Here is a 25,087-nt window from a genome sequence, read left to right as displayed (position 1 = left end):
CCCGCGCGTGGTGCGGCTAGTAGCGGGGCCCGCCCGTGTCCGCGTCCCAGTCGTGGGAGCGGCGCCCGGCGTTGCCGAGCAATGCAGACAGCTCGTCGACCTCGGCGGCCATGCCGCGCCCCCGGTCGATGTCGTAGTCAGTGCCTTCCCCGCCCCGGGGCCGGCCACCGATGCCGATACAGACCTTGCGGTATCGGCGGTTCAGCAGCGCCTCATCGAGACGGCTATCGTTCAACTCCTCGGTGCCTCGTGGCGCGTACTCCTCCAGGAAGTCCTCCGACTTCGAGTCCTTCCTTCCCGTCGCGTACTTGGCCTTTGCGACGAACCAACCACCGCACTGGTGGAGGAGGTGAAGTCGGAGGCAGTCCACCTGGGGAACGGAGAGCGCCAGGACTCGCGGCTCGGACTTCATCAACTCGGCCACGTCCTTCCAGCACTGCTTCCAGACTTCTGCGTTGATGCCGTCTGGCACTGTCGCAGGGCACCTCTGTTCGAGCCTCAATTCGACGGCGCGGCGCTGGTCACCGTCTGAGGCCCAGATTCCTGGACGCGCCTCGGGAGGAAGGACGCGCCTGTCTCTGCCGCGCGGCAGTGACTTGGTGTTGGGAGTCTGTGCCCTGTCGCGGGCGGCGCCAGCGGGTGTGTATGTCGTGGGCGGTGGCCTGGCCGGAGCGTTGACTCCGCGCCGGTACGTCTCTCCGCCGGCACACGCGCTCAGCAGCACCACGAGCAGCAGGTAGCGCGTCACGGCGTGGCCGCCGCGACTTCGGGCTCGGACGCCGCGGGGGCGGACTCCACGGGCTCGGGCGCCCGAGGGGTGCAGGCCGCAGTGGTGGCGGGGCCCACTTCGCCCGGATGCGCGCAGAGGCTCGCGCACAACTGCTGGTCCTCCGGGAGCAGTCGGTCCTTGCAGTCGTTGCACGGTCGATTCGACTTTTCCAACTGCTCTTCGAGCGCACTACACCGGCGCTGGGCCAGCGTGGCGCAGCCGGTGGCGGTGGTCATCAACACCGTCAACAACAAGCACAGCAGCTTCATGGGGACCTCTGGGGTGCTACGGGGGAGTCCGCCGGGCCGGAGTCGAACCGCGCCCGTCCTGGTGCTCGCGCCTGGTGCCTTCGCGGGAAGACTCGCGGGTGCTGCGCGCGTCAGTAGTTGCTGCTGAAGCAGCAACCGGGGGCGGACATCTCCGCCGCCCACTCGGCCGCCGTCTTCGTGGACTTCACGCCGTCGTCGTTGACCGTCACGGCCTTGTCGTCGGGGATGGACCTCCAGTCACCAGCGTCCTCGATGGGCTGGCCCGTGTCGGCCACCCACAGGTCCTTCGCGTGGGCGAGGTCACGGGCCGCGTAGGTGTTTCCGTCGTCGTCCGTGAAGAGGTGCAGCGTCTCCGCCGGCACCACGTGCTCGCTCACATCGCCGATGTCGAACCACGTGGGCTTTACGGCGTGCTTCGTCGCCCAGCCCGTGAGGAGGACGTCCAACTCCGTGCGGGCCTCGTCCGAGATGTCGTAGCCGTCGCTCCCATCGGGAGCCTCATCGCTCGCGTGGTTGTCGAGCGCGTCCACCACGAGGGCGGCATTAAGGGCCGACGGCGCCTGGACTGCCACGCCAACCCAGAACGTCAGCCCCGGCCGCAACGCCAGCTCGACCGGAGCCCGCGCGATGGCGTCCTCCTTCGTGTCGAACGCGCTGGCGTCCATCCACTCCTCTTCATCCTTCGTGATGCACCACTGTCCTGCCTTCATGACGTCTCCTGTCTGGGGTACGGGTTGAGGGGTGGGTCAGGGGTCGCAGCGTCCGCCGGCACCGGGGACGCGCGGCGTGGCCTGCTCTCCGCCCAGCCGCTGGTAGGCCATGGCGGCCAAGTTGCCCACGTCGGCGAGGGCGGCGCCGACCTCAGCCGCGGATGCGCCGTCGACAACGAGAACGCGGGCCTTGGCCATCTTCCGGTCCAGCTCGGCGAACAGCTCGTAGCCACTCGCCTGCATCCACGTTTCACCGGGGCCGCGCTCGGCCACCTTCGCGTCGAGCCGCGCCTCCATGTGCTGCAGGAACGGCTTCAGGTGCTGCCACTTCGAGGGCTCGCTGACCGGCGCGAGGCTCACGCGCTCCAGCGCGTAGCAGCCGCTGATGCCGTCCAGCCAGATGACGGCGGAGTGTCCGCCGAGCAGCTCGGCCCCGCTGCGCGTCTTCGTCGTCAACTCCTGACCGTTGTCGCGCTTGACGACCACCGGCGTTCCGATGGGGTGCTTCCACGCGGCGACTGCCTTCTCCGCCTTCTCCTTCTGTGTCTGCAACGACATGGCTCCTCCTGTCTGGGGTTGGTGCTGCGGAAAGGCGAGCAGTCGGCAGGCACGGGGGGAAAACCTGCCGCTGCTCGTGGCGCGATGCTTGGCGCCGTGAAAGGCCCCGCCCGGAAAGGCACGGGGTGCCGCCTCACATGAGGCAGCTGGTGCGTGGGCGTTGGTGCTGGGGCCGCAGCCCCATCCCGGCGAAGTGCCGGCGCCCACTCACCGTGACTTCAAGCAGCGTCGGCGACCTGCGGCGTGTGCCGCTTCACCGGATGCGTGCGCCGCACGGCCACTCCGCCGGCCTTGCGCAGACCATCCAGCACCTCGGCCACGAGCTTCGTGAGGCGATGCCCAGGGTGCTCTCGCATCCAGGAGCGGAGCGCCTCGTTGAGGTCCGCCTTCGTGCAAGTCGCCTCGGTACGGACCGCGTGCCGGGCAACGTCAGCGCCGAATCGCTCCGTGAGGAGGATGGCCGCGCGCTGGGCGTCGAGCGTCTCACGGGTGACGGTGACGGGGCCGTAGACCTCGCCGCTGGGAAGCGGGACTGGCGTCGCCCGAGCGAAGTCCTCCAGGTTGGCGCGGACACGGCCAAGGACTTCCTCCGCTGCCTCAAGTCGCTCCAGCACGGAGGGGAACGTCTCCAGCGTGAGGGGCGCCAGCGTCAGAGGCTCACCGCCGCCGAGAGCACGGGCGAGGTTGGCCTTGGCAGGGCAGGATGCGAAGGCGGGACAGAACTGGCAGTGAGCCCCCTCGACGGTGCGCGGCGCATTCCCGGCGGCGACGCTCGCGGACTCTTCGTCGGCACGCACCAGGACGTCGCGGAACCGTGCCGCTGCGGCCTCCAGGTCCAACTCGTCCAGGTCCGCCTTGTCCCACCACACGTCCCCGTCATGGAGGCGGCAGATGGCGACGGTGGCCCGCGTCCGGTTGTAGGCCCGTGCGGCGGCGAGGGCGTAGGCAGCGAGTTGGACGTTGCTCGCGGCCGGCGCGACAGGGGCCCACCCCGTTTTGTAGTCGATGATGATGACGGAGTCCGCCGTGAGTCCGACGACGTCGGCCGTCCCTGGCACCTGCCACGCCTCGTGGGGCGGGTACGCGCGTCCCATGCCGCGCCCCAACTCGCGGGCGGTGTCTTCGCGAACGTCGTACAGGAACGCCACCTCGGCGGCGTATGCCTCGGGCTCGCACGCCGGGAGGCGAGACAGGTCGATGGACTCGCACGCGGGACGGAACTCCTCCGGCACCCGGGCCAGCGCCTCGGGCACCCCGAGAACGCTGACGTGGCACAGGTACTCGTGGACCGTGTGGCCGAGCGTGGACGCCTGAGTGACCTTGCGCGTGTGGGGCAGCACCAGGGAAGGGGGGCACGCGTCGGCCCTCTCCATGCCGGACATGGACAGCTTCATCAGCCCTGCTCCTTCAACTGCCGCCGACGGAGGTTGATGGCGTTGCCCAACTCGTTCCTGCGCGGGTGGTCCTTCGCGATGGCCGCCACCTGCTTCTGGTAGGCGTCCAACTCACGGGCATCCGCCAAGGGGATGCTGTCGGCCAGGACGTCGAGCGGGTCCACAGCGGACACGGGCGCAACCTCCGTGCTCGCCTCCACGGGGTCCGAGGGCTGGGCGCTGGCGGGCGAGGGGGCTGACGGGCCGTCGCCGGTGGAGTTGGGGGCGGTCGGCGCCGTGGCCTTCGTCTTGCCGGTCCGGGCCTCCAGCAACTCCGGCCAGCGCGCCTCGCCGTTCTTCACGCTGTTGTGGACGCTCCGGAGGCTCACCAGCTCGCTGGGCGTGAGCTGCTCGAACGGCTTCCCGACGTACAGCTTGAGCTCGTCGACGGGGACGCCCACCTGGCCGAAGGCGTCGATGATGCGCTTCCGCTCGGCGGCGGGGTCCTGCTGCGCACGCTTCTTCAGCGTCTCCAGGACCCGCTCCTCGGCCTCGTCCGCGATGTCCCCGGGCAGGACCCGGAGGACGTGGCCTCGAAGGGCCTTCGACTCCAGGGCGGACTGCTTGTTCAACACCTCGTCGTCGCCGGCTTGAATCAAGTACGTCTTCTTGCCGCGGCTGTTGGCGCGCTCGCTCAACACCACCTGGCCGTCGCGGACGTAGTTCCGCTCGACGGTCTTCTTGACGAGGATGTCCTTGGAGTACGTCAAATTCGCCTCCAAGTCGGTGAGGGAGACCCGGACAATCCGCTTCTCGTCGTCCTCGTAGATAATCATCGTCTCCGGGAGGCAGTTCGTCATGCAGCGGAGCGCCGCCTCCGCGAAGCGGATGGAGAGCCCGTCGATGGTGTTCTCGCCGCCGATGGGCTTGCTGTACCGGGCGACCTCCGCGAACCCGGGGCGGTCGCACTCCTTCATCAGCCGCTGACGGACGACGTCCCAGTCGCGCGGGTTGCGCAGAGCCATGACGTAGCGCGCCTGCACGGCGGCCTGGGCCTGGGCCGCGACGGCCGCGCTTGCCGTCTCGGCGCGAAGCTCCATCGACTGCGCTCCGAACTCCTGCCGCACGAGCGCACCTGCGCCTGCGGAAACTTCGCTCCCGTTTCGCATTAGACCTCCAAGATTGGTTGATGCTGATTGGACTATAGAGGTTGAGTCTGACGCTCAAACACATCCACGAGCGCTTCATCCACCACCTCGCGCAGCCGACGCTCCTCGTCGCGCGAGAGCGGCTCGACGTCACCGGGCGACAGCCCCGCGCGCACCATCCACTCCTCGCCCTGCAACCACACGGCACCGCTCGCCGTCACCGTGCGCTCGGCGTCCCGGGCCGTGCATGGCCGCCACGCCAGGGCGATGTCACACAGGCGAAGGCCCACCGTGACGGTGAGCTGCACAGGGACGGGGCACGTCATGGCGTGGGCGCCAGCGCCCGGCAGGCGTCGCTCAGCGCAGCCTGAAGGCGGGTGAAAATCCCCTCCGCTTCTCCGTACAGCCCACCGTCGGGCGGGCCCTGCCGGTCCCAGTCATGGAGAGCCATGGCCTCGGTGTTGAGGCGCTCCAGGGCAGAGCGCGCCCGAGCCAGCCGCTCCAGCAGCGCAGCGCCGGGGTGGGGCTGGGCGAGAAACGCATGGACGCCGCCAGTGCAGATGACGTCCCTGTCGTCGCACTCGTGCTCCAGGGTGGAGTCACCGCAGAGCGTGCAGGACGTCCGGCGGACGCCCCTGCCGCCACACATGGAGCACTGCTTGAGCATCTTCTCCAGAAGCACCGCGTTGTCGGCCGCGAGCGCGGCCACCTGCGTCTCCGCCTGGGCGAGCAGGGCGGCGAAGTCCGCGCGCTCGTCAGCCTGCGTGGGCTTGTCGGTGCTCATCGCGCGCCCTCCCTACATCCGCGCCGGCTGCCGTCGCAGTGCGAGAGGCGCCGCCCACAGGCACAGAAGGGCTCCATCCAGGTGACGTCACCCGACTCCAGCGAGGAGCGGTCCTGCGCGTCCGCCTCGATGGCGACGGCACGCGCAGCTGCACGGATGCGCTCGCGGCCTCGGCGCGCGAACTCGGCGGACACCGCGTCGCACTCCCGCGAGGGGTAGTCGCGCAGCGCCCTGGCGGCGCGCCGGACGAGGTCAACGTCGGACTCAGGGCAGACGGGTAACGTGGGCTGCACGGCAGCCTCCTTCACAGGTGAGAGTGGTTGGCCGGGATGTGCTCCCGGCGGTGGAGCTACTTCGGCGGGCTCGCGCGGATGCGCTGCACCTCGGCCTGCGCCGTCTCGTACGTGGTGCCCGCCGGGAACGCACAGCGGAGCGCGCCCTCCACGTAGATGGAGTACCGCGCCCTGGGGTCGCGCGGCCCGACGAGCGGCCCGGCCCCCGGCGCGGCGAAGATGCGGAGTTGCACAGAGGGGACGTACATGACGTGTCTCCAGGGAGAGGGGCCCACGTGTCGCGCGGGCGCTGAGTGCTACTGGCTGTCTTTCACCACCCCATCGAAGCTGGGGAGGTGCTCGACGGGGTCGACGCTCCAGCCGACAAGGTGCGCCGACGGCGCGTCCGGCCAGAGGGCCGCGCCCGCTGCGTCCCCATGCTCTTCGAGGAAGTCCTCGAACACGGCGCGGGCTGCTGCGTGTGACGGGGCGTCGATGGAGAAGAAACATGTCGTCGCGCCAGCACACGACTTGCGTCGGCAGTAACAGGCGACCGTGGCGTATCCGGCGAACAGAGCCATGGTGTTGTCTCCAGAGGAGAGGGGCCCGCCCCGAAGGACGGGCCCGGTGGCGCTACTTGGAGGCCAGGGACTGAACCTGCTCGAAGAAACCCTCCGGCCACTCCTCGGGCTCGCCGTGCTCCTCGACGGCGGCGAGGACCTCAATCAGCGCCTGCTTCACCGACGGCCCCGGCCTGCGCGGCTCGGGCGCGAACAACCGGTCCCTCATCTGCTCCGGCGTCAATCCCTCGTACTTCTTCGTCGACTTCGGCATTGCACACCCCCGTGTTGGTGCTGCTCTTCGTGCTGCCCTGCTCGACGCCCCAGGAGGCCGCCCTCCCGATTCCCGCCGCCCTCTCCCCACGCAATGGGGGCCCGCCGCCCAACAGTCGACCTACGACATGAATAGTACCTAGATTTTATATAAAATCAAGTCCATGATTATGGGGTATTCGATAGGGAGGACGGCGCGATGGTCCAGGGCAGACTTGCCGGCACACTGGCAACCACATATGGAAGGGGCCGCATGGGCGCAGTGGCGACCAAGGGAACGGGACTCATGGCGACATTCTCGAAGAGGGGTCCGCTCGACGTGCGGGTCCAGAAGCCAGCCATCCTCACGTTGGAGGACTGGCTCTACCTCGAGGAGGTGAAGAAGCAGCGACGCGCAGCGGGGGAGGTGTCGCCGTTCACAGGCCGCCGACCATCGCGGAACGACGCCCTCTGGCTGCTCGTCGCGCTGGGCCGCGAGAAGTACGACGAGAAGTACGGCAAGGTCGTCATCCCTGAGAGCGCGGCGCTCGATGATGACGAAGAGGACGAGGAGAAGCCCGCTCCGCGCGCCAAGAAGACAGCAGCCAAGAAGGGCGGCAAGTCATGACGGACCCCTATCACTTCGGCCCGCGCCTTCGCGGCGTGGCTGCCCGTGCCCTGGGGCTCCTCCACCTCACGTGGGACAAGTGTCATGGTTGGCCGGCGCTGTTGCTCCGCGCCCCGAAGGACCGGCCCCTGCCTGGCGCCGTGACACTCCTCGTGACCGGATACCCAGACTTCGTCGTTGCCGAGCACCGTGCAGGGCGCGCCGAGCTTGTCCCGCGCGTCCTGGACATGGTTGCGAGCGCCTACGAGGCCGCGCTGGACGAGGAGCAGGGACGGGCGCATCTCAGGTCCGGGAAGCGGGACACCCGTCCGATAGGCAACGTGACGATGGCCGAGGCGCTGCCGAGTCCTCCTGCACGCCGTTTCTCCTGGATACCGCCCGCCCTCGCCGCGGCGACTCTGGCGGCGCTGCTGTTGCCGTGGCCGCTGCGCCACACGCGCGCCACAGCCTCGGACCCCATCGGCTACACGTATCCGGCGGCGGGGATGGAGGACGCGTACATGACGGACATGGTCGAGTTCGACCTGCTCAGAATGGGGGAGAAGGACGTCCGCGTTCTGATGCCGAATGGGCCGATGCTGGGGCAGGACACGCCACCTTGCCGTGAGCCAGCGGAAGAGGTTCGGGGCGCCTGTTGGCTCCACCTGAAGAAGGACCCGCCGTGCCAGAAGAACAGCGTCGAGTACAAGGGCGGCTGCTACTTCGGGCTCAAGGGCGGTAAGCCCATGGACCTGCCGCCGAAGGACCGCACCATTCGAGGCCGGCGATGAGCGCGCAGTCAGCCAGGCGCCGCCGCCAACCGCGACAGCGCGCTGGCCCGATGACAGCTGCGCGGCGTGAGGTCAGCAGGTGCTGCCCCAGCGCGGAGCGTGTGGCGTGCGATTGCGCCCACGCGACGGAGTGCGATGAGCACGGCGAGCGTCACGCCGCGCACGCCGACGAACGGTAGGGTTGGCCCGGACTTGACAGAGCCCGCGCGCAGGGCTCATCCTGTCCGTGAAGTACCCTCGCTGGGTGTAACGGATAGCCGGCGAGCCACACGACAACTTGAGAGCGGGAGTCCGGCCACTTCGGTGGGCCGGTAACTGCTCCGGCACGCAGACGGTGCTCTATCCGTCACCGTCTGCGCGCCGTCTTTCTGGGTGTCGCGTGCTCGTCCACCTCAACCACTCACGTGCCGTGACGCTGGATGTATCAGCGTCTATCGTTGCATGTGGGGTCCGTGGTTTCGGACTGCCGCGCACCGCAATCGCAGACAGCCCGCAAGTCCTGCGGGACGCCGAATACTCGGACTCCCCGAGTGCGAAACCTGACGTCAAGCGATTTAAGACGGCTCGTTTGCTTGCGGGTCAAATGGCTGGTAGTAGTTTTGTAGGTGGTTGCCACGAGGCGTCCGCGTCTGTGTTTCAGGCGTGTGTGTCGGGGGTGAGCGGTGGGCAACCACGGTCAAGACAGGCGGCCCCCTGTCTTTCTGTTGGCACGATAGCTGCTGATATGTTCAGGGGTGGGGGAGCGCGCGATGGTCAACTGTGATGACAGCGGGTCCGGCAAGCCGTCGCTACGGCTGGTGACGAAGGATACCGAGGCGTACTGGACGACTGAGGACGTGGCCGAATTCCTTCGGGTCAGCACAAAGACCGTCGGTCGCCTCCGGGTAAAGAGGGGCCTTCCTTCGGTCGTTCTCATCGACCGCACCCGGCGCTACAGCCCGGCGGCCATCAAAGCATGGGTCGCTGCTCAGGAGTCCACGTGAGTCGCGTCTACTTCCGCCGCAAGAAGGGCGACAAGACGTCTCGCAAGGAGGCGCCCAAGCACGGCACCTGGCACCTGGATTATCGGGACGCTGGTGGCGTGCGCATTCAGCCACGCACGGACGCGCGCACGAAGGCCGAAGCCGAGGAGAAGCTTCGCGAGGCACTCCAGGACGTCGACGACATCCGGAATAGCCGGGCCCCTCGCTCGCGGAAGGCCATTCGGCTTGAGGATGCGATTCGCGAGTTCCTTGCAGCACGCGCGGGAACGGCGTCCTACGAGCACATCGAGCTGACGTGTCGTCTTCATATCGGCCCGGCGCTCGGTCGAAAGTTCCTGAGCGAAGTCACGGTCGCTGACGTCGAGCGATTCGGGAACGATTTGCAGCAAGGGGCAAGAGGGAGACGTCCTCTCGCGGCATCGACAGCGGCCGTCGTCATTACGCGGCTCAACACCATCTTCGAGTGGGCGCGCAAGTCGCGGCGCTTCTTCAACGAGTCTCCGGTCAGGGCGGCGGCGAAGCCGCGCCCAGTTGTTCGGCGCCCTCGGCGGCTGAGGTCGTCGGACCTGGAGCGCATGCTCTCGTTTGCTGGGCCGTGGGCCGACCTTTTCTGGTTCGCAGCGTGCACGGGACTGCGAGAGGGTGAGGTGGTGGCACTGAGATGGGGTCATGTCATTCTCGACGGCGCTCCCACTCTCCACGTGCAACACAGCAACTCGTCGGACACGACAAAGGGGAAGCGGGACCGGTTCGTCCCGTTGCCGGCAACCGTGGCCGACATGCTCCGCGAACGGAAGGCATCAGCAGTGAGCGACTTCGTTTGGCCCGGGAAAGACGGCGGGCGGCAGCGAGGCGCTGACGTTCTGTACAACCTCGTTCTTCGTGCCGCGCTGACGCGAGCAGGTCTATCGAAGGGCTGGCGCTATTGGTGCGAGCCCTGTGGGGACGAGACATTCTCGATTTGGCCGAGGAAAAGGCCGTGCCGGAACTGCGGGGTTGTCGTGCGCCCGCGCGTCGTCCCTGGCGATTTGTCGTTTCGGCACCTGCGGAGCACGTATGCAACGGCGCTCAAGAATCCAGCCCTTGCCCAGAGGGCCCTTGGCCACCGGCGGCTCTCCACGACGATGGCCCACTATTTCGATACCGATGAGGACGATGTTCGCGAGGCTGCCGAGCTGATGCCCTTCGCCCAGCAGAGACGGGACAAGGGCGTGACACGGCCACGACGCGTCGTCGGTTGATTTATGAAAGTGTCAGTAGTTCAAGGGGGTTACATGGCTGGCCCGAATGGCATGCGTAATACGGGTAGAACATCCAATACACCACGTCGGTCGTGGACGTGGGCAGTCCATTCACGGTGCGGGTGATGAGCTCCGCATAGACAGGCACGGGCGTCTGGTTCGGCCGCTGCCCATCCAGGAACTGCGGGTCCGTACACGAGTCACAGCCCAGGGCCTGGTTCGTCACCTGATGGCCGCCCTCCACATGGACATTGGCGAGGTGGAACTCCGTGGAGGAGGGGAAGTACGCCTCGCCGGGGTGCATCCACACGCGAGGGGCGAAGGCCGCCGCCGTCGCGGCGCTCACGGGCAGCCCCTGGAGCTCCGGGTGCGCCGTCGCGCTCTTGTTGAGGGCCCAGTAGCGACTGCCTCCCGTGTCGGAGTGGCTGGGCCGTGCCACGAAGGTGGCGACAGGCAGCCCCCGGTGGTCCCTGGCGTTGCTCTGCCAGAGGCCCACGTCGTTGTTCGCGCCAGAGCCGCTGTCGTTCCACACGGCGCCAGGGTCGGCGGCCACCACGTACTCGCTCTTGAGGCAGCGGATGAGGTCCGTGGAGGGCTTGCCGTAACCCAGCACCCCTACCGCGCCCAGGCAGGTGTAGCCGGCGGGCGCCACGGGCTCCCAGAACGAGCCATCGTGGGTTCCTCCGGAGCCCTTGTCGTCCCAGACCCAGACGTAGTCCACGGGTCGGGCGAGCAGGTCTCCCTCGCCCTGCACCACGAGCGCCGTCGCGGGAGCGGGACCGCCGCCGCCATTGGGCATCGCGACATCGCCGAGCGAGTAATAGCCCGGCGCCTGGGCGAGGTTGGGCCGCCAGATGGAGACGTCGTTGTTGGAGCCCGTGCCGCTGTCGTCGTAGATCCACTGGAAGGCCGAAACGGGCTTGAAGAGCAGTCGCTGGCTGAAGCGCAGCGGAGCCCTGTCGGAGGCGAGGGTGAGGTCCGCGCTCTGGCCCGGTGACGCGGTCGCCGCGACGAGCTTGTAGGTGCCCGGGGCCAGGGAGAGGGACACGCGCGCGCCCAGGTTGCCCGCGCTGTTGTCGTCCTCCGCGAGCACGTTGCCGCTGGCATCGAGCAGGTAGAGGTACGCATCCACGGACGAGGTGAGGGTGAAGGTCACCGTCGCAGTGGGGCCCACGTGGTCGACGAAGAACGTGCGGTTGCCGGGATGGGTGGGATTGCGTCCACCGGAGCCGAGCCATCGCCCATACACGGTGTTGCCCTGGAGTCCCGCGAGGGCGGCCTCCGTGTCGCGCGGCGACGTGTCTTCGACGGCCTCCAGCGAACCGCCACATCCCAGCGCGCCCACTCCCAACGATGACAGCACGAGCCAGCGGAGTGAACCCAGACGTCCAGCGAGCATACGGGCCTCTTCATGTCCCTGCGTGGACGCGCAGGATGCCCTCAAGTCTCTTCAAGACACCAGTCTGGCACCTGGAACGAATGCGTCAGGGTGGGGGGACTCGGAGCTGGAGCGTCAATCGCACGTTGTCCGAGCGCAGGCCCACGGGACCGTCGAGCGCGAGGGCCTCTGGGGGAAGGTCGCCCTCCCAGACCAGCGAGTCGTCCGCCCAGACGCGCAACGTCACTCCGGCCAGCTCGGCGCGCAGGGCGTGTTCCTCTCCCTTGGAGGGCGCGCTCACCGCGCTGCGTCGGAACGGGCGGACGGTGACATAGCCGCGATTGCCACAGTCACTGCTGTGGCGCTGGTCGGGGTTGCGCTTGTAGTTGACGACGATGTCCGCCTTCGGAGCGAAGCGCCACATCACGTACAGCACGTTGCAGCCGTCGCGTGCGCGCAGCTTGAGGCCTGCCTGCTGTCGCTGTTCTCCGGACTGCAGGGCCCGCTGCTCGCTGGAGGAGCCTCGGAGCGAGAAGCGCAGCTCCGCGCGTGACGTCGTGTTCGTGCCGGGAACGATGGCTCGCAGCCGTGCGCCTTCCACGTCGAGCCGTCCATCGGTCCGCTCGCGCAGCGCGCCCTGCGTGACCCGCAACTTCGACAAGGGCACCAGGGCGAAGGTCGTCACACGTTCCTTCTCCCGCGCGCCCGCGCCTTGGGGAGCGCCGGGACTCTGGGCGTCACCGGGCGGAGGCCGAGCCCACCCGAGGACAGAGAGCACTCCGAACCCCAGACAGGCCACGAGGACCCGGCTCGGGGCCCTGTCCGACATCAGGGACGCGTCGTCCCGAGGAAGGACGTGAGCGCCTCCACATGCGCCGTCAGGTACGCCTGCTCCGCGCGCAAGCGTGCCAGCTCCAGGAGGAGGTAGTCGCGGAAGCGGCGTATCTCCCGCGTCTGGAGTGCCTCCACTTCGCGAAGCTGTCCCTCCAGGTCCGACACGAGCGCGGAGACCTCCCTCAGCCGAGCCTCCTCCGTCCGATGCCGCGAGCGCAGCTCCACCAGCAACTCGGAGATCTTCTGATGCACGCCGTCCACGTCATTCGCCGTCGAACGTCGACGACCGTCGCGGGCCCGGGCATTCGCCTTGCCTTGCCACAGGTGGCCCAGGTCATACGTCAGCATGACCTGCCCGAAGAGGGGGACTTCCTGCTCCACGTCGAAGACCTCGTCATACCCTCCGCGCACGCTCAGCTCCCACGCCTTGGCGCGGCGCAGGCTTCCGGTGGCGACCTCCACCGCGTCATCCGCCGCGCGCAGCTCCTCCAGCAAGGGCTCCAGTCGCTGTCCGCGAGGAAACTCGGGGCGCGACGCCAGGCGCTCTCGCGCCAGCGCGGTGTCCGTGCTCAGGGAGCGCAGGTTGTCCAGGCGCACCTGCATCGCGTTGAGTTCTTCCAGCGTCGCCCGGCCGTCCCGGAGGTCCGCGCGCAAGGCGTTGACGAGCTCCTCGGCGCGGGGCAGGGCGTCCTGGAGGACGCGGGCCCGGGCTTCCAGCGCCGAGTCCTCACCCAGCCCCATGCCCTGTCTCACCGCCGCCTGGAGCGAGGAGAGCGCCTGGTGTCGGCGGCACTCCGCCGCCGCGCGTCGGTGAATCTTGTGGCCCCGGTACAGGCCCACGAAGTCGTAGCTCAGGCCCGCCGTCACCCGCAGCTTCGGCTTGCCAAGAGGGACGCCGCCCTCGGCCTCACCGGTGTTCACCACGCCAAAGCTGCCGAACACCTCGGGTGCCAGCTCCAGCGCGGCCTCCGCGTCGCCCAGTCCTTGAACCCAGTCGCAGTAGCCCGCGGCGCGCTGCTCCACGCGGGCGTCGGGAGTGGCCGACTCGGTGGGCTGCTCCGCGTGGGCCGCCGGGGTTCGCGCGGCGAGCAACACCAACACGCCACAAGTGAGAGTCTTCCGCATGGGGCTTCTCCACGTCTTCATGTGCGCATGCCCTCACAGCACCAGGGGCGCGCGGCCCAGGTGCAGCAGGTCCTCGCGCGCCGACGCGGAGTCCGTGAGCTTCACCTCCACCATCACCCCGCGCAGCATGTGCTGACGGATGGGGTGTTTGATGGAGACCTCACCCTCCAGCACCCGGCCCACGACGCCCACCTCGCGGCACCAGATGACCTTCGCGGCGCACGCGAAGAGGGGCGTGCCCACGGCCGCGTTGTTCAGGTTCTCGTACGGCACGAAGGCCACTGTCAGGTCCTTCTCGATGGCGCGCAGATAGGGCGAGGCTCGCAGCGACACGATGAGCGCCTCGTAGCGCTGGGACACGTCGTCGAGCGCCTTCAGGTCATGCTCCAGGCTTCGCAGCGTCGCCACGGCGCGGGCCTGCTCCAGCACCGAGTGCGTGTACTCGCGCTCCAGGAGCAGCACGTCCGGAGTGATTCCCACGGGCGTGCCGTCCTTGCCCATGCCGTTCTGCACCGCCGTCAGCCCCGCGAGCTCCCGGTGGAGCGAGTCCACCCGCGTCTCCATGTCCACCGTGGTCTGCGCGAGGGCCAGGTTGCTCTGCGCCAGCTGCGCCAGGTGGTGATTGATGGTGAGCTTGTCCTCCTGCTGGAGCAGCCGCGCGCCATACATCGCGTCCGTGCGTGCGCGGGACAGCCCCGCGTAGGCCCGGTTGGACTTGAGGATCTCCTCACGGGCCCGGCCGTACTCATGGCGCAGGGAGGCCAGTCGCTTCGCGGCGCGGTCCTTGGATGCACGCTCGCCGCGCAGGGCCACCAGGAAGCGCTGTTGGAAGGCGCGCTCCGCGGACACGGTGCGCTCCGCATCCTCGATGCGGTTCTCCACCGCGCGCCGCTCGGCGACGACGTGGTCTCTCGCCGACGTCTGCGCCGCGAGCTGCGTGTTCAGTGAGAGGATTTGCGGGTCCGTGGGGGACACCACCGTGGGCGTCACCCAGCCATGGCTCAGGAGGAAGAAGCCCTGGACCGCGAGGAAGGACACCAGCGCCGCCAGGATGATCCCCAGGAGCACCGAGCCCAGGAGCTTGTACGTGGACACGGCGATGGCATTGATGCGATTCGCGACACGTTGGTTCATGGCGAGCCCTCTCCGGCGGGGTTGGGCGGCAGTCCGCTCCGGTTTTCTTCGGTGGAGGGAGCCGGGGCGACGCTGGGGCTGCCCCGCGTCTCCCAACTCCCGGAGTCCAGTGTCAGCAGTGCCAACGGCGTGAAGAGCGCGTACGTCACCGGCATCAGCAGCGCCATGGGCAGGAAGCACGCCCCGTGCACGCGTCGGTCCTCGGGCAGATGCCGCGTCTCCAGTCGGTAGATGATTCCCAGCAACCCGATGACGAGGAAGTGGAACGAGAGGATGTCCAGGAACTCGCCGGTGAGGACGTTGTGGACGATGACGACGGGGTAGGCGAGCAGCAGCGCGAGCTGGGACACGTAATGGATGGTGATGACCGGGTGCAGGCGCCACGCGTGGGACAGGCCGCCGAGCAGGTCCACCAGGTTGGAGCGCCGCCACCGCAGCTGCTGGGAGAAGTAGCCGGCCAGCGTCGCGGGCGCGGCGGTGAAGCAGAACGCGTCCAGCGTGTAGACCGTCTCGTAGTCGTGTTTGACGATCTGCCGCGTGAGGAACCGGTCCTCGCCGTATTTGATGGGGATGCCGGCGATGGAGCGCGCCTCCAGGATGGGCTCCAGCTCCAGGAGCACATGCCGGCGATACGCGGTGAGGCAGCCGGACAGACACATCACCTGGCGGAAGCTGCGCTCCAGGTCCTTCAGCCACTGCTGGGCGAAGTGGAACTTGATCTCCACCATCCGCGTCAGCCAGTTCTGGTGCCGGTTCGTCACGTACGTCCGTCCGCCCACGGCCGCGATGCGGGAGCTGACGAAGCGGCGCACGAGGTTGCGCACCGCGGAGCGGTCCACGATGACGTCGGAGTCCACCGAGACGATGATCTCCGCGTCGACCGCGGCCTTCACGCCCCGGTTGATGCCCTTGCGCTTGCCCATGTTCTCCGGGTTGCGCATGACCAGGACATTGGCGTGTCCCTCCGCGGCCTTCAGGGCCCACGTGTAGCTGTCATCGTTGGAGCAGTCGTCCACCACCACGATTTGCAGCAGGTCGCTGGGGTAGTCCTGCTCCAGCAGGCTGCGGATGGCGTGGAAGATGCCTTTCCCCTCGTTGAAGAGGGGGATGACGATGGCGACGCGAGGCCGGTATGTGTCGTCCGCCCGGTCGATGCTGGACCCGCGCAGGCGCCGCAGGAACGGACCGAGGATGTAGCGGTTCATCAAGACGACGATGAACAGCAGCTGGATGGGAAAGAGCTCCATCAGGTCCCGTCCCCCATCACGCCGCCACCCCTTCCCCGTGGCGGCCCGCGCCGCCCCCAATTCTCCCGTGAGGGAGCGGGGGGAAAGTTGGTGGGGGTTGGGCCCACGCCAACTGCCCCCGGGGACGGTGGAAGGGGATTGCTCACCCAGGCGTCATCGCGCGCCGGAGGCCGTCCGGTACGCGTCAGCGCGCCGGCCCCGGAGGGCACCCCGAGCTTCTCGTGCTCGACGCCTGGGAGGCGTCAGTGCGCCGCGGGAGGCGACGGAGACGTCAGCGCGTCCGCGCGCTGGAGGTCCCGGGTCAGCTCCACCTTGCGGGCATCTCGCTGGGCCGCGGAGGTGAAGGCGATGCCCTCCATCGACTCGCGCGCGGCGATGGCCACCCGCGCCAGTCCGTCGCGGGAGATGAGGCCCAGCGCGAAGGCCTCCAGCGCGGCGCCCACATAGGTGTCGAAGAAGTGGATGCGCTTCTCGCGCCACGCGCGCCGGGTGGTCTCCGGCGTGTCCACCACGTCGTGGATGAACACGGCGTGGACGGCGTGCGGAGCGGCGGTGAGCATCTTGTCGCCGAACTCCACGTCGCCCTGTCCGCTGTCGCCCACGAAGACGAAGCCGTACTCCGGGAAGACGCGCACGTAGCGCTGGAAGTTGTCGAACTTCTTCGCGGCGATGCGGGAGTTGCCCAGCAGGTGGGTGAGGCTGCCGGAGAGCACGACATGGGGCGGGACGCCGTGCTTGCGCAGGGAGTCGAAGGTCAGGTTCTCCACCGCGCCCAGCGGGTCCATGGGCCGGGCCGTGACGAAGGTGAGGTCGCCCTCCCGGCCGGGGATGATGCCCGGGCCGCGGTCCAGCTCCGCGTAGAAGGCGAGCACGCCCGGGTACACCGTCTTGGACGGGTACCGGGTGTCCTTGAGGTTGGCGAAGAAGGTGTCGTCGATGTCGCTGAGGACCTTGTTTTCGCCACTGGGTGCCGCTTCGCCCTCGCGGAGGATGTGCGCGAGGATCTCCTCGCGCAGCGCCGGGTCGTCCACGTCGTCGAAGAGGAGCTTCTCCAGGTCCTGGTGGTTGTTGCCGGCGTCGAGCAGGTTCTTGAAGGCGGTCAGCTCTCGGCCGTGCACGCTCAGGAACATGTCGCGCAGGGCGCGCTCCGCGGTGGCGGGGGTGCCCCCTCGCTGGAGCGCTGTCACCAGGCTTGCGCGCACCGGCAGGGCCAATTGGGCGGCGCGCTCGCGACAGAGCATCGTCAACAGGGCGGTGTGGTGGTCCGGCCCGAAGATGCGGTCATCCATGTCCCCCAGCAGGGACTCGAGGTCGATGTTGGCCAGGAGGTAGTTCAGCTCGGCGGCGTTGGCGTCGCGCAGGAGGTCCAGGATGCGACGCTCCTCGCTGGTATCGGTGTGGCCGGCCATGAGCGTGCGCAGCGTTTCCAGCTTCTTCGTCGCGGCGTGCGGATCCATGTTGCTCCCCCCATTCCGGCGCGAGGCCGGACTTGGATTTCCGAGCCTACGCGGGGTGCGGCCCGGCGTGGTAGAGGTGAGGCATGTCGACTGTCGCCGTTCCGCTGGAGCTTCGTCCGGACGAAGTCCATGTGTGGATTGTCGAGCCCGAGCGCATCCAGGAACAGCGGCTCCTGGACGCCTACTGGGGGCTGCTGGATTCAGGGGAGCGCGAGAAGCAGAAGCGCTTCCGCTTCGAGCGTCACCAGCGGCAATACCTGGTGAGTCACGCGCTGGTGCGGCTGACGCTGTCGCGCTACGCGCCGGTGGCGCCCTCGGCGTGGAGCTTCTCGACCAACGCGTACGGGAGGCCGGAGGTGCGGGGTGAGTGGGGCGCGCGGCTGCGCTTCAACCTGTCGCACACGGACGGCATGGCGCTGGTGGCGGTGGGGCTCGACGCGGAGCTGGGCGCGGATGTGGAAGATGCCCAGCGGCCGGGCGAGACGGTGGAGATCGCCGACCACTTCTTCGCCCCCCCGGAGATCTCCGCCCTCCGGGCCCTGCCCGCCGCCGAGCAGCGCGGGCGCTTCTTCGAGTACTGGACGCTCAAGGAGTCCTACATCAAGGCCCGGGGCGCGGGGCTGTCCCTGCCGCTGGACCAGTTCGCCTTCCACCTGGAGGCCGGCAAGGAGCCGCGCATCTCCTTCGATGCGCGGATGGTGGACACGCCGGAGACCTGGCGCTTCATGCAACTGCGTCCCTCCGAACGCCATCAAGCGGCGGTGGCGATGCGGGGGCCAAGGGAGCGGCCCTTCCGCGTGCGGTGGCAGTTCACCGTGCCGCTGGAGTCGGACGCGCCGCCCCGCTTCGACGAGGCGGCGTGAGCCTCAGGCCGGAGCGGCCATCCAGCGCGTGAGGTCCTCGCCCAGCGCGGCGAGCATCGCGGGCTGCTGCTTGCGCAGGAAGAAGTGGCCGCCCTCGAAGTGGCGGATGCGGAAGTCGGCGTTGCGCGTCTCCTCGCGCCACGTCTCCAGGCGCGCGAGGGACACGTGCTTGTCCTCGGTGCCGCCCATGACGGAGATGGGCACGTCGAGCTTCACGGGCCCGGGGCCGTTCTCCCACCACGCGAGCGCGAAGTCCGCGCGCAGGGTGGGCACCAGCAGCTCCAGCAGCTCCCGGTGCTGGAAGATCTCCTCCGGCGTGCCGTCATAGCGCCGCAGCTCTTCGATGAACTGCTCCTGCGGCAGGTGGTGGATGGGCTTGCGGTCCGACTCGCGGGGCGCTCCGGACGCGGCCAGCACCAGGCCTCGGGGCAGCGGGCCGTTGCGCGCCTGCAGGCGCCGCGTCAGCTCCAGGGAGATGCGCGAGCCCATGCTGTAGCCGAAGAAGGCGAACGGCTTGTCCAGCAGCGGAGCGAGCACCGGCAGCAGCACGTCCATCAGCGCGGACATGTTGTCGAAGGGCTTCTCCATCAACCGCCGCTCACGGCCGGGCAGCTGTACCGCGCACAGCTCCACGCCCGGAGGCAGGCCTCCCTGCCAGCCGCTGTAGATGGACGCGCTGCCTCCGGCGAACGGCAGGCAGAACAGCCGCAGGCGAGGGTCTGTCAGCGGCTTCCGGGAGGGAAACCAACGTTCGGGAGAGTTCGGGTTCGGGGTGGGAGCACTGGGCATGGCGGTATGGTTCTGTCGCACAGCCGAGGAAAACGGGTCAAGGCCCCGGTACTTCGAGCGTGTTGAAGACTTCTACCCAGCGTACAGGACTGGCTGTCTCTGCTCGGAATTCGTGAATGAGTGGACTGGCGGGACTCCTCGGAAGACGTGCTAGCGTTTTTCGCGTGAGCTACGAGCTGTCGCACCTGGACGCCCTGGAGGCTGAGTCCGTCTTCATCATCCGGGAAGTGGTCGCCGAACTGGACAGCCCGGTGTTGCTGTTCTCCGGCGGCAAGGACTCCGCGGTGATGTTGCATCTGGCGGTGAAGGCCTTCGCGCCCGCGCCGCTCCCGTTCCCGTTGATGCACGTGGACACCGGGCATAACTTCCCGGAGGTGCTCGAGTACCGCGACGCGCGCGTGGCGGAGCTGGGCGCGCGCCTGCTCGTGGCGTCCGTGCAGGAGGCCATCGATGGGGGCCGGGTGGCGGAGGAGAAGGGGCCGCGCGCCTCGCGCAACCGCGCGCAGACGGTGCCGTTGTTGGAGGCCATCGAGAAGCACCGCTTCAACGCCGTCTTCGGTGGTGCGCGCCGCGACGAGGAGAAGGCGCGCGCGAAGGAGCGGGTGTTTTCGTTCCGCGACGAGTTCGGTCAGTGGGACCCGAAGAACCAGCGCCCGGAGCTGTGGAACCTCTACAACGGTCGCCACCGCCGGGGAGAGCACCTGCGCGTCTTCCCGCTGTCCAATTGGACGGAGCTGGACGTGTGGCAGTACATCGCGGGGGAGGGCGTGGCGCTGCCGTCCATCTACTTCAGCCACCGGCGCGAGGTGTTCCGCCGGGATGGCATGTTGATGGCGTGGTCTCCCTACCTGCCGCTGCTTCCGGGCGAGGAGGTCACCACGGCGCCGGTGCGCTTCCGCACGGTGGGGGACATGACCTGCACCGCGTGCGTGGAGTCCGGCGCCGTCACGGTGGCGGAGGTCATCACGGAAATTGTCGCCTCGCGAGTCACGGAGCGGGGCGCGAGCCGGGCGGATGACAAGTTCAGTGAGACGGCGATGGAAGACCGCAAGCGCGAGGGCTACTTCTAGTGGAACTGCTTCGATTCGCGACCGCGGGCTCCGTCGATGACGGGAAGAGCACCCTCATCGGCAGGCTGCTCCATGACACCCGCTCGATTCTGGAGGACCAGCTCGCCGCGGTGGAGCGCACCAGCCGCGCGCGAGGGGACGAGTACGTCAACCTGGCGCTCCTCCTGGATGGCCTGAAGGCCGAGCGCGAGCAGGGCATCACCATCGACGTGGCCTACCGGTACTTCGCCACGGCGCAGCGCAAGTTCATCATCGCGGACACGCCGGGGCACCTCCAGTACACGCGCAACATGGTGACGGGGGCCTCCACCGCGGACCTGGCGCTCATCCTCGTCGATGCGCGCAAGGGCGTGCTGGAGCAGACGCGGCGCCATGCGTTCCTGGCTTCGCTCCTGCGCGTGCCGCACCTGGTCCTCTGCGTGAACAAGATGGACCTGGTGGACTTCGACGTGGCGGTCTTCGAGCGCATCCGCGAGGAGTTCCGCCAGTTCTCCATGAAGCTGGACGTGGCGGACCTGTCGTTCATCCCCATCTCCGCGCTGGGCGGGGACAACGTGGTGACGCGCTCCGAGCGGATGCCCTGGTATCAGGGCCCCACGCTGCTGCACCACCTGGAGAACGTGCACATCGCGTCGGACCGCAACCTCATCCACGTGCGCTTCCCCGTGCAGAGCGTCATCCGCCCCATGTCCTCGAAGTTCCCCGACTACCGGGCGTACGCGGGGCAGGTGCTGGGCGGCGTGCTGCGGCCGGGCGATGAGGTGATGGCGCTCCCTTCCGGCTTCACCACGCGCATCCGCGAGCTGGACCTGGCGGGGAAGGCCGTGGCGCAGGCGTTCCCGCCCATGTCGGTGAATGTCTCGCTGGCGGACGAGCTGGATATCAGCCGGGGCGACATGCTGTGCCGGCCGGGCAATCCGCCCATGGTGGGGCAGGACCTGGATGCGATGGTGTGCTGGCTGGCGGAGGGCGTGTCGCTCCAGCCGGGAGCCAGGTTCGCGCTCAAGCACACCACGCGCTCGGCGCGGGCCCAGGTGAAGCAGCTGCACTACCGGCTGGACGTCAACACGTTGAGCCGGGACGAGGCGAGTCCCCGGCTGGCGCTCAACGAGATTGGCCGGGTGACCTTGCGCACCACGGTGCCGCTCTTCTTCGACGAGTATCGCCGCAACCGGCACACGGGCAGCTTCATCCTCATCGACGAAGGCACGAACGCGACGGTGGGTGCCGGGATGATCAACGGACCCGCGGTCTGAGGTGCGCATGAATCGGCAAGGCTCCGGATTCATTCTCTGGCTGACGGGCATGTCGGGCGCGGGCAAGAGCACGCTCTCGCGGGCGCTGCGCTCGCGGCTGGAGCCGTTGCGTCCGGTGGAGGTGATGGACGGTGACGAGGTGCGCACCTGGCTGACGCGCGGACTGGGCTTCTCGCGGGAGGACCGGGAGGAGAACGTCCGGCGCATCGGCCACGTGGCGCGCCTTCTGGCCCGGCACGGCGTCGGCGTCATCGTCGCCGCGATTTCGCCCTATCAGAGCTCGCGCGCGGAGGTGCGGCAGTTGGCCGCGGACGCGGGGCTGGCCTTCGTGGAGGTCTACATCGAGGCGCCGCTGGAGGCGCTCATCGCGCGCGACGTGAAGGGGCTCTACAAGAAGGCCCTCGCCGGTGAGCTGCCCCACTTCACCGGCGTGTCGGACCCGTACGAGGCTCCGGAGGCGCCCGAAGTGACGGTCCGCTCGAGCTCGGAGCCGTTGGAGGCGGGCCTTGAGCGCGTGCTGGCCGCGCTCCAGACCCGGGGACTCCTGGCGCCTCGCGCCGCCTAGAGCACGCGTTCCATGCGCACGTAGGGGCGCTCGGCCTGCATGCCCTTGGAGCGGCAGTGGTCGATGAACTTGTTCGACTCGATGAGCTGCGGGGTGGTCTCGTTGTAGACGAGGATCATCACGTGGCGCAGCCAGGGCTCCTGGCCCATGGCGTAGACGTAGACCTCCTTGGGCGTCAGGTGGTTGGTGATCTCCATGGCGCGGTTGCAGTCGGAGCCGTTGAGGCGCCGCGCCTGGTCCATCTTCCGGGGCAGCGGGTTGGACAGGAGCGGGCCGTACATCCAGCTCATCGGGCCGCCCTCGCACTCCATGCCGAGGAACAGGATGTCGATGGGGCCGATGATGTCGCGCAGGTGCTGGTACATGCGCGGCTCAATCGCGTTGGAGTCCGCCGCCATCAGGATGGACTTGCCACCCACGCGCACCAGGTGGGCCGTCTTGGCCTGGATGGCCAGGTCGCTGTGCTCGCCGAGGAAGGGCAGGCCGGTGATGGAGCCGCCGGGGATGGTGATCTCCTGGAGGTCGTCGATCTCCACCACGTTCTTGAAGCCCGTGTGGTGGAGCATCAGCCGCAGGGAAGGGTCCGCCAGCGAGTTGCCGTTGTTGCGCGGGACGATGATGGTGCCCACGCGGTGACGCAGCTGGAGGAGCGTCTCCATCATCAAGTGGTCCGCGTGGCCGTGGGTGAGGACCACGTAGTCCACGTGCTCGGGCAGGTCCGCGTGCGTGTAGCGCGGCAGGTCCGTGGGGAACTCGTAGCTGATGACGGGGTCGGTGAGGATGCTGACCTCCTTCGTCTCCAGCAGCACGCAGGCGTGGCCGAAGTAGCGCACCCGCACGCCCTCGCCGTCATAGCGAGGCGCCTTGCGAGGCACGGCGTCCGTGAAGAGGTCCGCGAACGCCGCGGCGGCCGAGGACGGCACGCCGAGCATCTCCGCTACCTGGCCCGGCGAGCCCGGCGTGTGGCGCATGCGGAACAGCGCGTCCAGGCCCTCGTGGCGGTAGGGCACCTTGAGGTGCACCGGCATGTCCTCCTCGAGGCGCGGCGTGCTGAAGATGTACGGGCGCCAGTCGCCGTCCACCTGCATCAGCGTCACGCTCTGCGAGGACTCTTGATAGAAGCGGCTCTTGTACAGGAGCGGCTCGATGAAACGCGCGCTGGCGCGGTTGCTCAGGTCGTACGTGAGCTCCACGTAGCCGCGCAGCAGGTCCGGGACCTTGGGGTAGAGCGCTTCCAGCGAGCCGCCGTTGTTCGGCGCCATCAGTTGCTCCAGCTCCGCCACCGCCTTGGTGTACGCGAGCATGTGCGCCTGGTCTCGCAGCGTCCGCTCGAGCAGCTCCTTCACCCGGGCCGCGCGCGCCGTGGGGTGGTTGATGAACGGGCCGCCCATCAACATCGGGTTCTTCAGCGCGGCCACGTGGACGTCGGGGTTGGCGACGAAGGACTGCATCAACTTCTGGTGCAGGTTCGTCACGAACAGCGGCGCGGTGGCGGGAGACAGCAGGTACCACCACGCGTACCACTGGTTGTACAGTGGCTCGATCGCCACGTTGGGCTTGAGGTACATCGGTCGGTCCAGCATCGGTTCTCCAGGCGAGGTTTGATTATCTGGGAGGGCATGGAGACAGGGAAGCCCCTGATGACGTTCGCCTGCCTGCTGGACCTGTAAGGGTGGGCCCTGAGTCCACACCGCGAGTCTCTCCCTCTAACGGCTTTTAGCCCTCGCGGATTTCGCCTGCGCTACCATTACGTCGGACCTTCAAGAGTGCGCACGTTTTGTGCGTCAGCGTCCGGAGGCTTCTCCACGTGACGGCATCCTCGACTTCCTCTTCGGAGTTGCCGCTGGCGTCCTGGGCCCGGCGGCTGGCGCCCTCGGCCATCCAGGACATGCTGCAGATCATCACCCGGCCGGGCGTGTTCTCCCTGGCGTTGGGGCTGCCGGCCGCGGAGTTGTTTCCCACGGAGGGGATGGCGGAGGCGGCGGCGCGGGTGCTGGCGGAGCAGGTGGGGGCGTTGCAGTACTCGCCGACGCTGGCGCCCCTGCGTGAGCAGGTGGTGGCGCTGATGGCGAAGCGCGGGGTGCGCTGCTCGACGAGTCAGGTGTTCCTGACGACGGGGGCGCAGCAGGGGCTGAACCTCCTGACGCGGCTCTTGCTGGAGCCGGGGCAGACGGTGCTCCTGGAGGACCGGGTGTACTCGGGCTTCCAGCAGGTGTTGGATCCGTTCCAGGCGCGGCGGCTTACGGTGCGCAGGGATGCGCGGACGGGGTTGGACCTGGACGGCCTGGCGTCGCTGCTCGCGTCAGGGGAGCGGCCAGCGTTCTTCTACACGATGAGTGACGGGCACAATCCGCTCGGGACGAGCCTCGCGATGGATGCGCGGGAGAGACTGGTGGGGCTGGCGCGGGAGTACCGCATGCCCATCATCGAGGACGATGCGTACGGCTTGCTCCACTACGAGGAGGGCGGGGCACTGCCTCCGCTGCGCTCGTTGGATGCGCAGTGGGTCTATTACGTCGGCTCGTTCTCGAAAATCCTGGCGCCGGCGCTGCGGGTGGGCTGGGTGGTGGTGCCGGAGTCGCTGGTCTTCCGGTTGGCGACGGTGAAGGAGTCGAGCGACATCGACACGGCGACCTTCACGCAGCGGATGGTGCTCTCGTTCCTCCAGTCGGGGAAGTTGGAGGCACACCTGACGCGGCTGCGAGGGGAGTACCGGCTGCGGCGGGACACGTTGCTGAGGGCGCTGGAGACGCACCTGCCAGCCGGGGCTTCGTGGACGAAGCCCACGAGCGGGATGTTCGTCTGGGTGGAGTTGCCGGAGGGGAGCGACACCACGGTGTTGCTGGCCCGGGCGCTGGAGACGCAGCAGGTGGCATTTCTTCCGGGGCAGGCTTTCGGCGTGAGCGGCGGGCGTTCGGCGTCACATGGGCTGCGATTGAACTTCTCGAATTGCGATCCAGCGCGCATCGAGGAGGCCGTGCGTCGGCTGGGCACGGTCCTTCGGGCGGCTTGAGTCTGGCTTTGGACGCGAAGGGAAGGGGCGGGTGCTTCG

General features: G+C 68.4%; 29 protein-coding genes. 9 read left to right on the top strand and 20 right to left on the bottom strand.

What is annotated here, in order from left to right:
- Window positions 1-16: 16 nt before the first annotated feature.
- From HUA75_RS45185 to HUA75_RS45130, 12 genes are all read right to left on the bottom strand, one after another.
- The gene (locus tag HUA75_RS45185; RefSeq protein WP_174490005.1) at window positions 17-472 is read right to left on the bottom strand and encodes a hypothetical protein; all 456 of its coding nucleotides are present in this window, start codon (window positions 470-472) and stop codon (window positions 17-19) included.
- Window positions 473-744: 272 nt separating this feature from the next.
- Window positions 745-1,038 (bottom strand): hypothetical protein, encoded by a 294-nt coding sequence (locus HUA75_RS45180; RefSeq protein WP_174490004.1) that lies wholly within the window; start codon window positions 1,036-1,038, stop codon window positions 745-747.
- Window positions 1,039-1,148: 110 nt separating this feature from the next.
- Window positions 1,149-1,748: a transposase gene (locus HUA75_RS45175; RefSeq protein WP_174490003.1), complete on the bottom strand. Its 600-nt coding sequence runs from the start codon at window positions 1,746-1,748 to the stop codon at window positions 1,149-1,151.
- A gap of 36 nt (window positions 1,749-1,784) precedes the next feature.
- Window positions 1,785-2,306, bottom strand: a complete 522-nt coding sequence (locus HUA75_RS46340) for a hypothetical protein (protein WP_217446575.1) — start codon at window positions 2,304-2,306, stop codon at window positions 1,785-1,787.
- Window positions 2,307-2,524: 218 nt separating this feature from the next.
- Window positions 2,525-3,700, bottom strand: a complete 1,176-nt coding sequence (locus HUA75_RS45165) for a DUF2800 domain-containing protein (protein ID WP_174490002.1) — start codon at window positions 3,698-3,700, stop codon at window positions 2,525-2,527.
- Entirely contained in the window at window positions 3,700-4,779 is a 1,080-nt protein-coding gene (locus tag HUA75_RS45160; protein WP_174490001.1) for a hypothetical protein, read from the bottom strand. Before HUA75_RS45160 ends, HUA75_RS45165 begins: the two co-directional genes overlap by 1 nt.
- A gap of 101 nt (window positions 4,780-4,880) precedes the next feature.
- On the bottom strand, window positions 4,881-5,153 hold the full coding sequence (locus tag HUA75_RS45155; RefSeq protein ID WP_174490000.1) for a hypothetical protein: 273 nt from the start codon (window positions 5,151-5,153) through the stop codon (window positions 4,881-4,883).
- Window positions 5,150-5,611, bottom strand: a complete 462-nt coding sequence (locus HUA75_RS45150) for a hypothetical protein (RefSeq protein ID WP_174489999.1) — start codon at window positions 5,609-5,611, stop codon at window positions 5,150-5,152. Before HUA75_RS45150 ends, HUA75_RS45155 begins: the two co-directional genes overlap by 4 nt.
- A complete protein-coding gene (locus HUA75_RS45145; protein WP_174489998.1) occupies window positions 5,608-5,904 on the bottom strand; it encodes a hypothetical protein in 297 nt (98 codons plus the stop codon). Before HUA75_RS45145 ends, HUA75_RS45150 begins: the two co-directional genes overlap by 4 nt.
- A gap of 56 nt (window positions 5,905-5,960) precedes the next feature.
- Complete coding sequence (locus HUA75_RS45140) at window positions 5,961-6,152, bottom strand: hypothetical protein (protein WP_174489997.1); 192 nt, start codon at window positions 6,150-6,152, stop codon at window positions 5,961-5,963.
- A gap of 48 nt (window positions 6,153-6,200) precedes the next feature.
- The gene (locus HUA75_RS45135; protein WP_174489996.1) at window positions 6,201-6,464 is read right to left on the bottom strand and encodes a hypothetical protein; all 264 of its coding nucleotides are present in this window, start codon (window positions 6,462-6,464) and stop codon (window positions 6,201-6,203) included.
- A gap of 52 nt (window positions 6,465-6,516) precedes the next feature.
- A complete protein-coding gene (locus tag HUA75_RS45130) occupies window positions 6,517-6,717 on the bottom strand; it encodes a DUF3696 domain-containing protein (protein WP_174489995.1) in 201 nt (66 codons plus the stop codon).
- Window positions 6,718-6,915: 198 nt separating this feature from the next.
- Here HUA75_RS45130 and HUA75_RS45125 point away from each other — a divergent pair, with 198 nt between their 5' ends.
- The 4 genes from HUA75_RS45125 to HUA75_RS47645 all read left to right on the top strand — a co-directional run bounded on the left by HUA75_RS45125 (window position 6,916) and on the right by HUA75_RS47645 (window position 10,317).
- Complete coding sequence (locus HUA75_RS45125; protein ID WP_174489994.1) at window positions 6,916-7,323, top strand: hypothetical protein; 408 nt, start codon at window positions 6,916-6,918, stop codon at window positions 7,321-7,323.
- A complete protein-coding gene (locus HUA75_RS45120) occupies window positions 7,320-8,093 on the top strand; it encodes a hypothetical protein (protein ID WP_174489993.1) in 774 nt (257 codons plus the stop codon). Before HUA75_RS45125 ends, HUA75_RS45120 begins: the two co-directional genes overlap by 4 nt.
- Before the next feature lie 749 nt (window positions 8,094-8,842).
- A complete protein-coding gene (locus HUA75_RS48170; RefSeq protein ID WP_174489992.1) occupies window positions 8,843-9,076 on the top strand; it encodes a helix-turn-helix domain-containing protein in 234 nt (77 codons plus the stop codon).
- Window positions 9,073-10,317 (top strand): site-specific integrase, encoded by a 1,245-nt coding sequence (locus tag HUA75_RS47645; RefSeq protein WP_174489991.1) that lies wholly within the window; start codon window positions 9,073-9,075, stop codon window positions 10,315-10,317. Before HUA75_RS48170 ends, HUA75_RS47645 begins: the two co-directional genes overlap by 4 nt.
- Window position 10,318: 1 nt before the next feature.
- Here the strand turns inward: HUA75_RS47645 and HUA75_RS45105 are convergent, their stop codons facing one another.
- The 6 genes from HUA75_RS45105 to HUA75_RS45080 all read right to left on the bottom strand — a co-directional run bounded on the left by HUA75_RS45105 (window position 10,319) and on the right by HUA75_RS45080 (window position 17,492).
- Window positions 10,319-11,716, bottom strand: coding sequence for a Vps62-related protein (locus HUA75_RS45105; protein WP_174489990.1), 1,398 nt, complete (start codon window positions 11,714-11,716; stop codon window positions 10,319-10,321).
- Between the two features lie 85 nt (window positions 11,717-11,801).
- Entirely contained in the window at window positions 11,802-12,380 is a 579-nt protein-coding gene (locus tag HUA75_RS45100; RefSeq protein WP_371746347.1) for a hypothetical protein, read from the bottom strand.
- 143 nt (window positions 12,381-12,523) lie between these two features.
- Window positions 12,524-13,654 carry a hypothetical protein gene (locus tag HUA75_RS45095; protein ID WP_174489988.1) on the bottom strand — a complete coding sequence of 377 codons (1,131 nt, stop codon included), beginning with the start codon at window positions 13,652-13,654 and terminating at the stop codon, window positions 12,524-12,526.
- Between the two features lie 33 nt (window positions 13,655-13,687).
- Complete coding sequence (locus tag HUA75_RS45090; RefSeq protein WP_141644543.1) at window positions 13,688-14,788, bottom strand: hypothetical protein; 1,101 nt, start codon at window positions 14,786-14,788, stop codon at window positions 13,688-13,690.
- Window positions 14,785-16,035 (bottom strand): glycosyltransferase family 2 protein, encoded by a 1,251-nt coding sequence (locus tag HUA75_RS45085; protein ID WP_174489987.1) that lies wholly within the window; start codon window positions 16,033-16,035, stop codon window positions 14,785-14,787. The genes HUA75_RS45090 and HUA75_RS45085 overlap by 4 nt, the downstream gene beginning before the upstream one ends.
- A 242-nt stretch (window positions 16,036-16,277) precedes the next feature.
- Complete coding sequence (locus HUA75_RS45080) at window positions 16,278-17,492, bottom strand: phosphatase domain-containing protein (protein ID WP_141644541.1); 1,215 nt, start codon at window positions 17,490-17,492, stop codon at window positions 16,278-16,280.
- An 83-nt stretch (window positions 17,493-17,575) separates the two neighbouring features.
- Here HUA75_RS45080 and HUA75_RS45075 point away from each other — a divergent pair, with 83 nt between their 5' ends.
- Complete coding sequence (locus HUA75_RS45075) at window positions 17,576-18,355, top strand: 4'-phosphopantetheinyl transferase superfamily protein (RefSeq protein WP_141644540.1); 780 nt, start codon at window positions 17,576-17,578, stop codon at window positions 18,353-18,355.
- A 3-nt stretch (window positions 18,356-18,358) separates the two neighbouring features.
- On the opposite strand, the gene HUA75_RS45070 is transcribed toward HUA75_RS45075, so the two are convergent.
- The gene (locus tag HUA75_RS45070) at window positions 18,359-19,144 is read right to left on the bottom strand and encodes a thioesterase II family protein (RefSeq protein ID WP_174489986.1); all 786 of its coding nucleotides are present in this window, start codon (window positions 19,142-19,144) and stop codon (window positions 18,359-18,361) included.
- Window positions 19,145-19,308: 164 nt separating this feature from the next.
- On the opposite strand from HUA75_RS45070, the gene cysD reads away from it, so the two are divergent.
- The 3 genes from cysD to cysC are packed head-to-tail and all read left to right on the top strand — an operon-like array spanning window position 19,309 to window position 22,035.
- Window positions 19,309-20,214, top strand: a complete 906-nt coding sequence (gene cysD, locus HUA75_RS45065; protein WP_371746346.1) for a sulfate adenylyltransferase subunit CysD — start codon at window positions 19,309-19,311, stop codon at window positions 20,212-20,214.
- Window positions 20,214-21,470: a GTP-binding protein gene (locus HUA75_RS45060; protein ID WP_174489984.1), complete on the top strand. Its 1,257-nt coding sequence runs from the start codon at window positions 20,214-20,216 to the stop codon at window positions 21,468-21,470. The genes cysD and HUA75_RS45060 overlap by 1 nt, the downstream gene beginning before the upstream one ends.
- A gap of 7 nt (window positions 21,471-21,477) precedes the next feature.
- Window positions 21,478-22,035, top strand: coding sequence for an adenylyl-sulfate kinase (cysC, locus tag HUA75_RS45055; RefSeq protein ID WP_141644536.1), 558 nt, complete (start codon window positions 21,478-21,480; stop codon window positions 22,033-22,035).
- Here the strand turns inward: cysC and HUA75_RS45050 are convergent.
- Window positions 22,032-23,618, bottom strand: a complete 1,587-nt coding sequence (locus HUA75_RS45050; protein ID WP_141644535.1) for an MBL fold metallo-hydrolase — start codon at window positions 23,616-23,618, stop codon at window positions 22,032-22,034. The two genes, cysC and HUA75_RS45050, sit on opposite strands and share 4 nt — an antisense overlap.
- Before the next feature lie 224 nt (window positions 23,619-23,842).
- On the opposite strand from HUA75_RS45050, the gene HUA75_RS45045 reads away from it, so the two are divergent.
- Window positions 23,843-25,048 (top strand): PLP-dependent aminotransferase family protein, encoded by a 1,206-nt coding sequence (locus HUA75_RS45045; protein WP_174489983.1) that lies wholly within the window; start codon window positions 23,843-23,845, stop codon window positions 25,046-25,048.
- The last annotated feature ends 39 nt before the right edge of the window (window positions 25,049-25,087 follow it).

This window comes from Myxococcus sp. CA040A, assembly GCF_013336725.1.
Classification (GTDB): Bacteria; Myxococcota; Myxococcia; order Myxococcales; family Myxococcaceae; genus Myxococcus; species Myxococcus llanfairpwllgwyngyllgogerychwyrndrobwllllantysiliogogogochensis.
Note: the sequence above shows the minus strand (reverse complement) of the source record. Positions and strands in the feature narration are given on the sequence as shown.

Bases quoted from the DNA above. Each gene is read 5' to 3' on its own strand.
- HUA75_RS45180 (WP_174490004.1), bottom strand. From the start codon at position 1,038: ATGAAGCTGCTGTGCTTGTTGTTGACGGTGTTGATGACCACCGCCACC.
- HUA75_RS45175 (WP_174490003.1), bottom strand. From the start codon at position 1,748: ATGAAGGCAGGACAGTGGTGCATCACGAAGGATGAAGAGGAGTGGATG.
- HUA75_RS46340 (WP_217446575.1), bottom strand. From the start codon at position 2,306: ATGTCGTTGCAGACACAGAAGGAGAAGGCGGAGAAGGCAGTCGCCGCG.
- HUA75_RS45165 (WP_174490002.1), bottom strand. From the start codon at position 3,700: ATGAAGCTGTCCATGTCCGGCATGGAGAGGGCCGACGCGTGCCCCCCT.
- HUA75_RS45160 (WP_174490001.1), bottom strand. From the start codon at position 4,779: ATGGAGCTTCGCGCCGAGACGGCAAGCGCGGCCGTCGCGGCCCAGGCC.
- HUA75_RS45155 (WP_174490000.1), bottom strand. From the start codon at position 5,153: ATGACGTGCCCCGTCCCTGTGCAGCTCACCGTCACGGTGGGCCTTCGC.
- HUA75_RS45150 (WP_174489999.1), bottom strand. From the start codon at position 5,611: ATGAGCACCGACAAGCCCACGCAGGCTGACGAGCGCGCGGACTTCGCC.
- HUA75_RS45140 (WP_174489997.1), bottom strand. From the start codon at position 6,152: ATGTACGTCCCCTCTGTGCAACTCCGCATCTTCGCCGCGCCGGGGGCC.
- HUA75_RS45135 (WP_174489996.1), bottom strand. From the start codon at position 6,464: ATGGCTCTGTTCGCCGGATACGCCACGGTCGCCTGTTACTGCCGACGC.
- HUA75_RS45130 (WP_174489995.1), bottom strand. From the start codon at position 6,717: ATGCCGAAGTCGACGAAGAAGTACGAGGGATTGACGCCGGAGCAGATG.
- HUA75_RS45125 (WP_174489994.1), top strand. From the start codon at position 6,916: ATGGTCCAGGGCAGACTTGCCGGCACACTGGCAACCACATATGGAAGG.
- HUA75_RS45120 (WP_174489993.1), top strand. From the start codon at position 7,320: ATGACGGACCCCTATCACTTCGGCCCGCGCCTTCGCGGCGTGGCTGCC.
- HUA75_RS48170 (WP_174489992.1), top strand. From the start codon at position 8,843: ATGGTCAACTGTGATGACAGCGGGTCCGGCAAGCCGTCGCTACGGCTG.
- HUA75_RS45105 (WP_174489990.1), bottom strand. From the start codon at position 11,716: ATGCTCGCTGGACGTCTGGGTTCACTCCGCTGGCTCGTGCTGTCATCG.
- HUA75_RS45095 (WP_174489988.1), bottom strand. From the start codon at position 13,654: ATGCGGAAGACTCTCACTTGTGGCGTGTTGGTGTTGCTCGCCGCGCGA.
- HUA75_RS45090 (WP_141644543.1), bottom strand. From the start codon at position 14,788: ATGAACCAACGTGTCGCGAATCGCATCAATGCCATCGCCGTGTCCACG.
- HUA75_RS45085 (WP_174489987.1), bottom strand. From the start codon at position 16,035: ATGGAGCTCTTTCCCATCCAGCTGCTGTTCATCGTCGTCTTGATGAAC.
- HUA75_RS45080 (WP_141644541.1), bottom strand. From the start codon at position 17,492: ATGGATCCGCACGCCGCGACGAAGAAGCTGGAAACGCTGCGCACGCTC.
- HUA75_RS45075 (WP_141644540.1), top strand. From the start codon at position 17,576: ATGTCGACTGTCGCCGTTCCGCTGGAGCTTCGTCCGGACGAAGTCCAT.
- HUA75_RS45070 (WP_174489986.1), bottom strand. From the start codon at position 19,144: ATGCCCAGTGCTCCCACCCCGAACCCGAACTCTCCCGAACGTTGGTTT.
- cysC (WP_141644536.1), top strand. From the start codon at position 21,478: ATGAATCGGCAAGGCTCCGGATTCATTCTCTGGCTGACGGGCATGTCG.
- HUA75_RS45050 (WP_141644535.1), bottom strand. From the start codon at position 23,618: ATGCTGGACCGACCGATGTACCTCAAGCCCAACGTGGCGATCGAGCCA.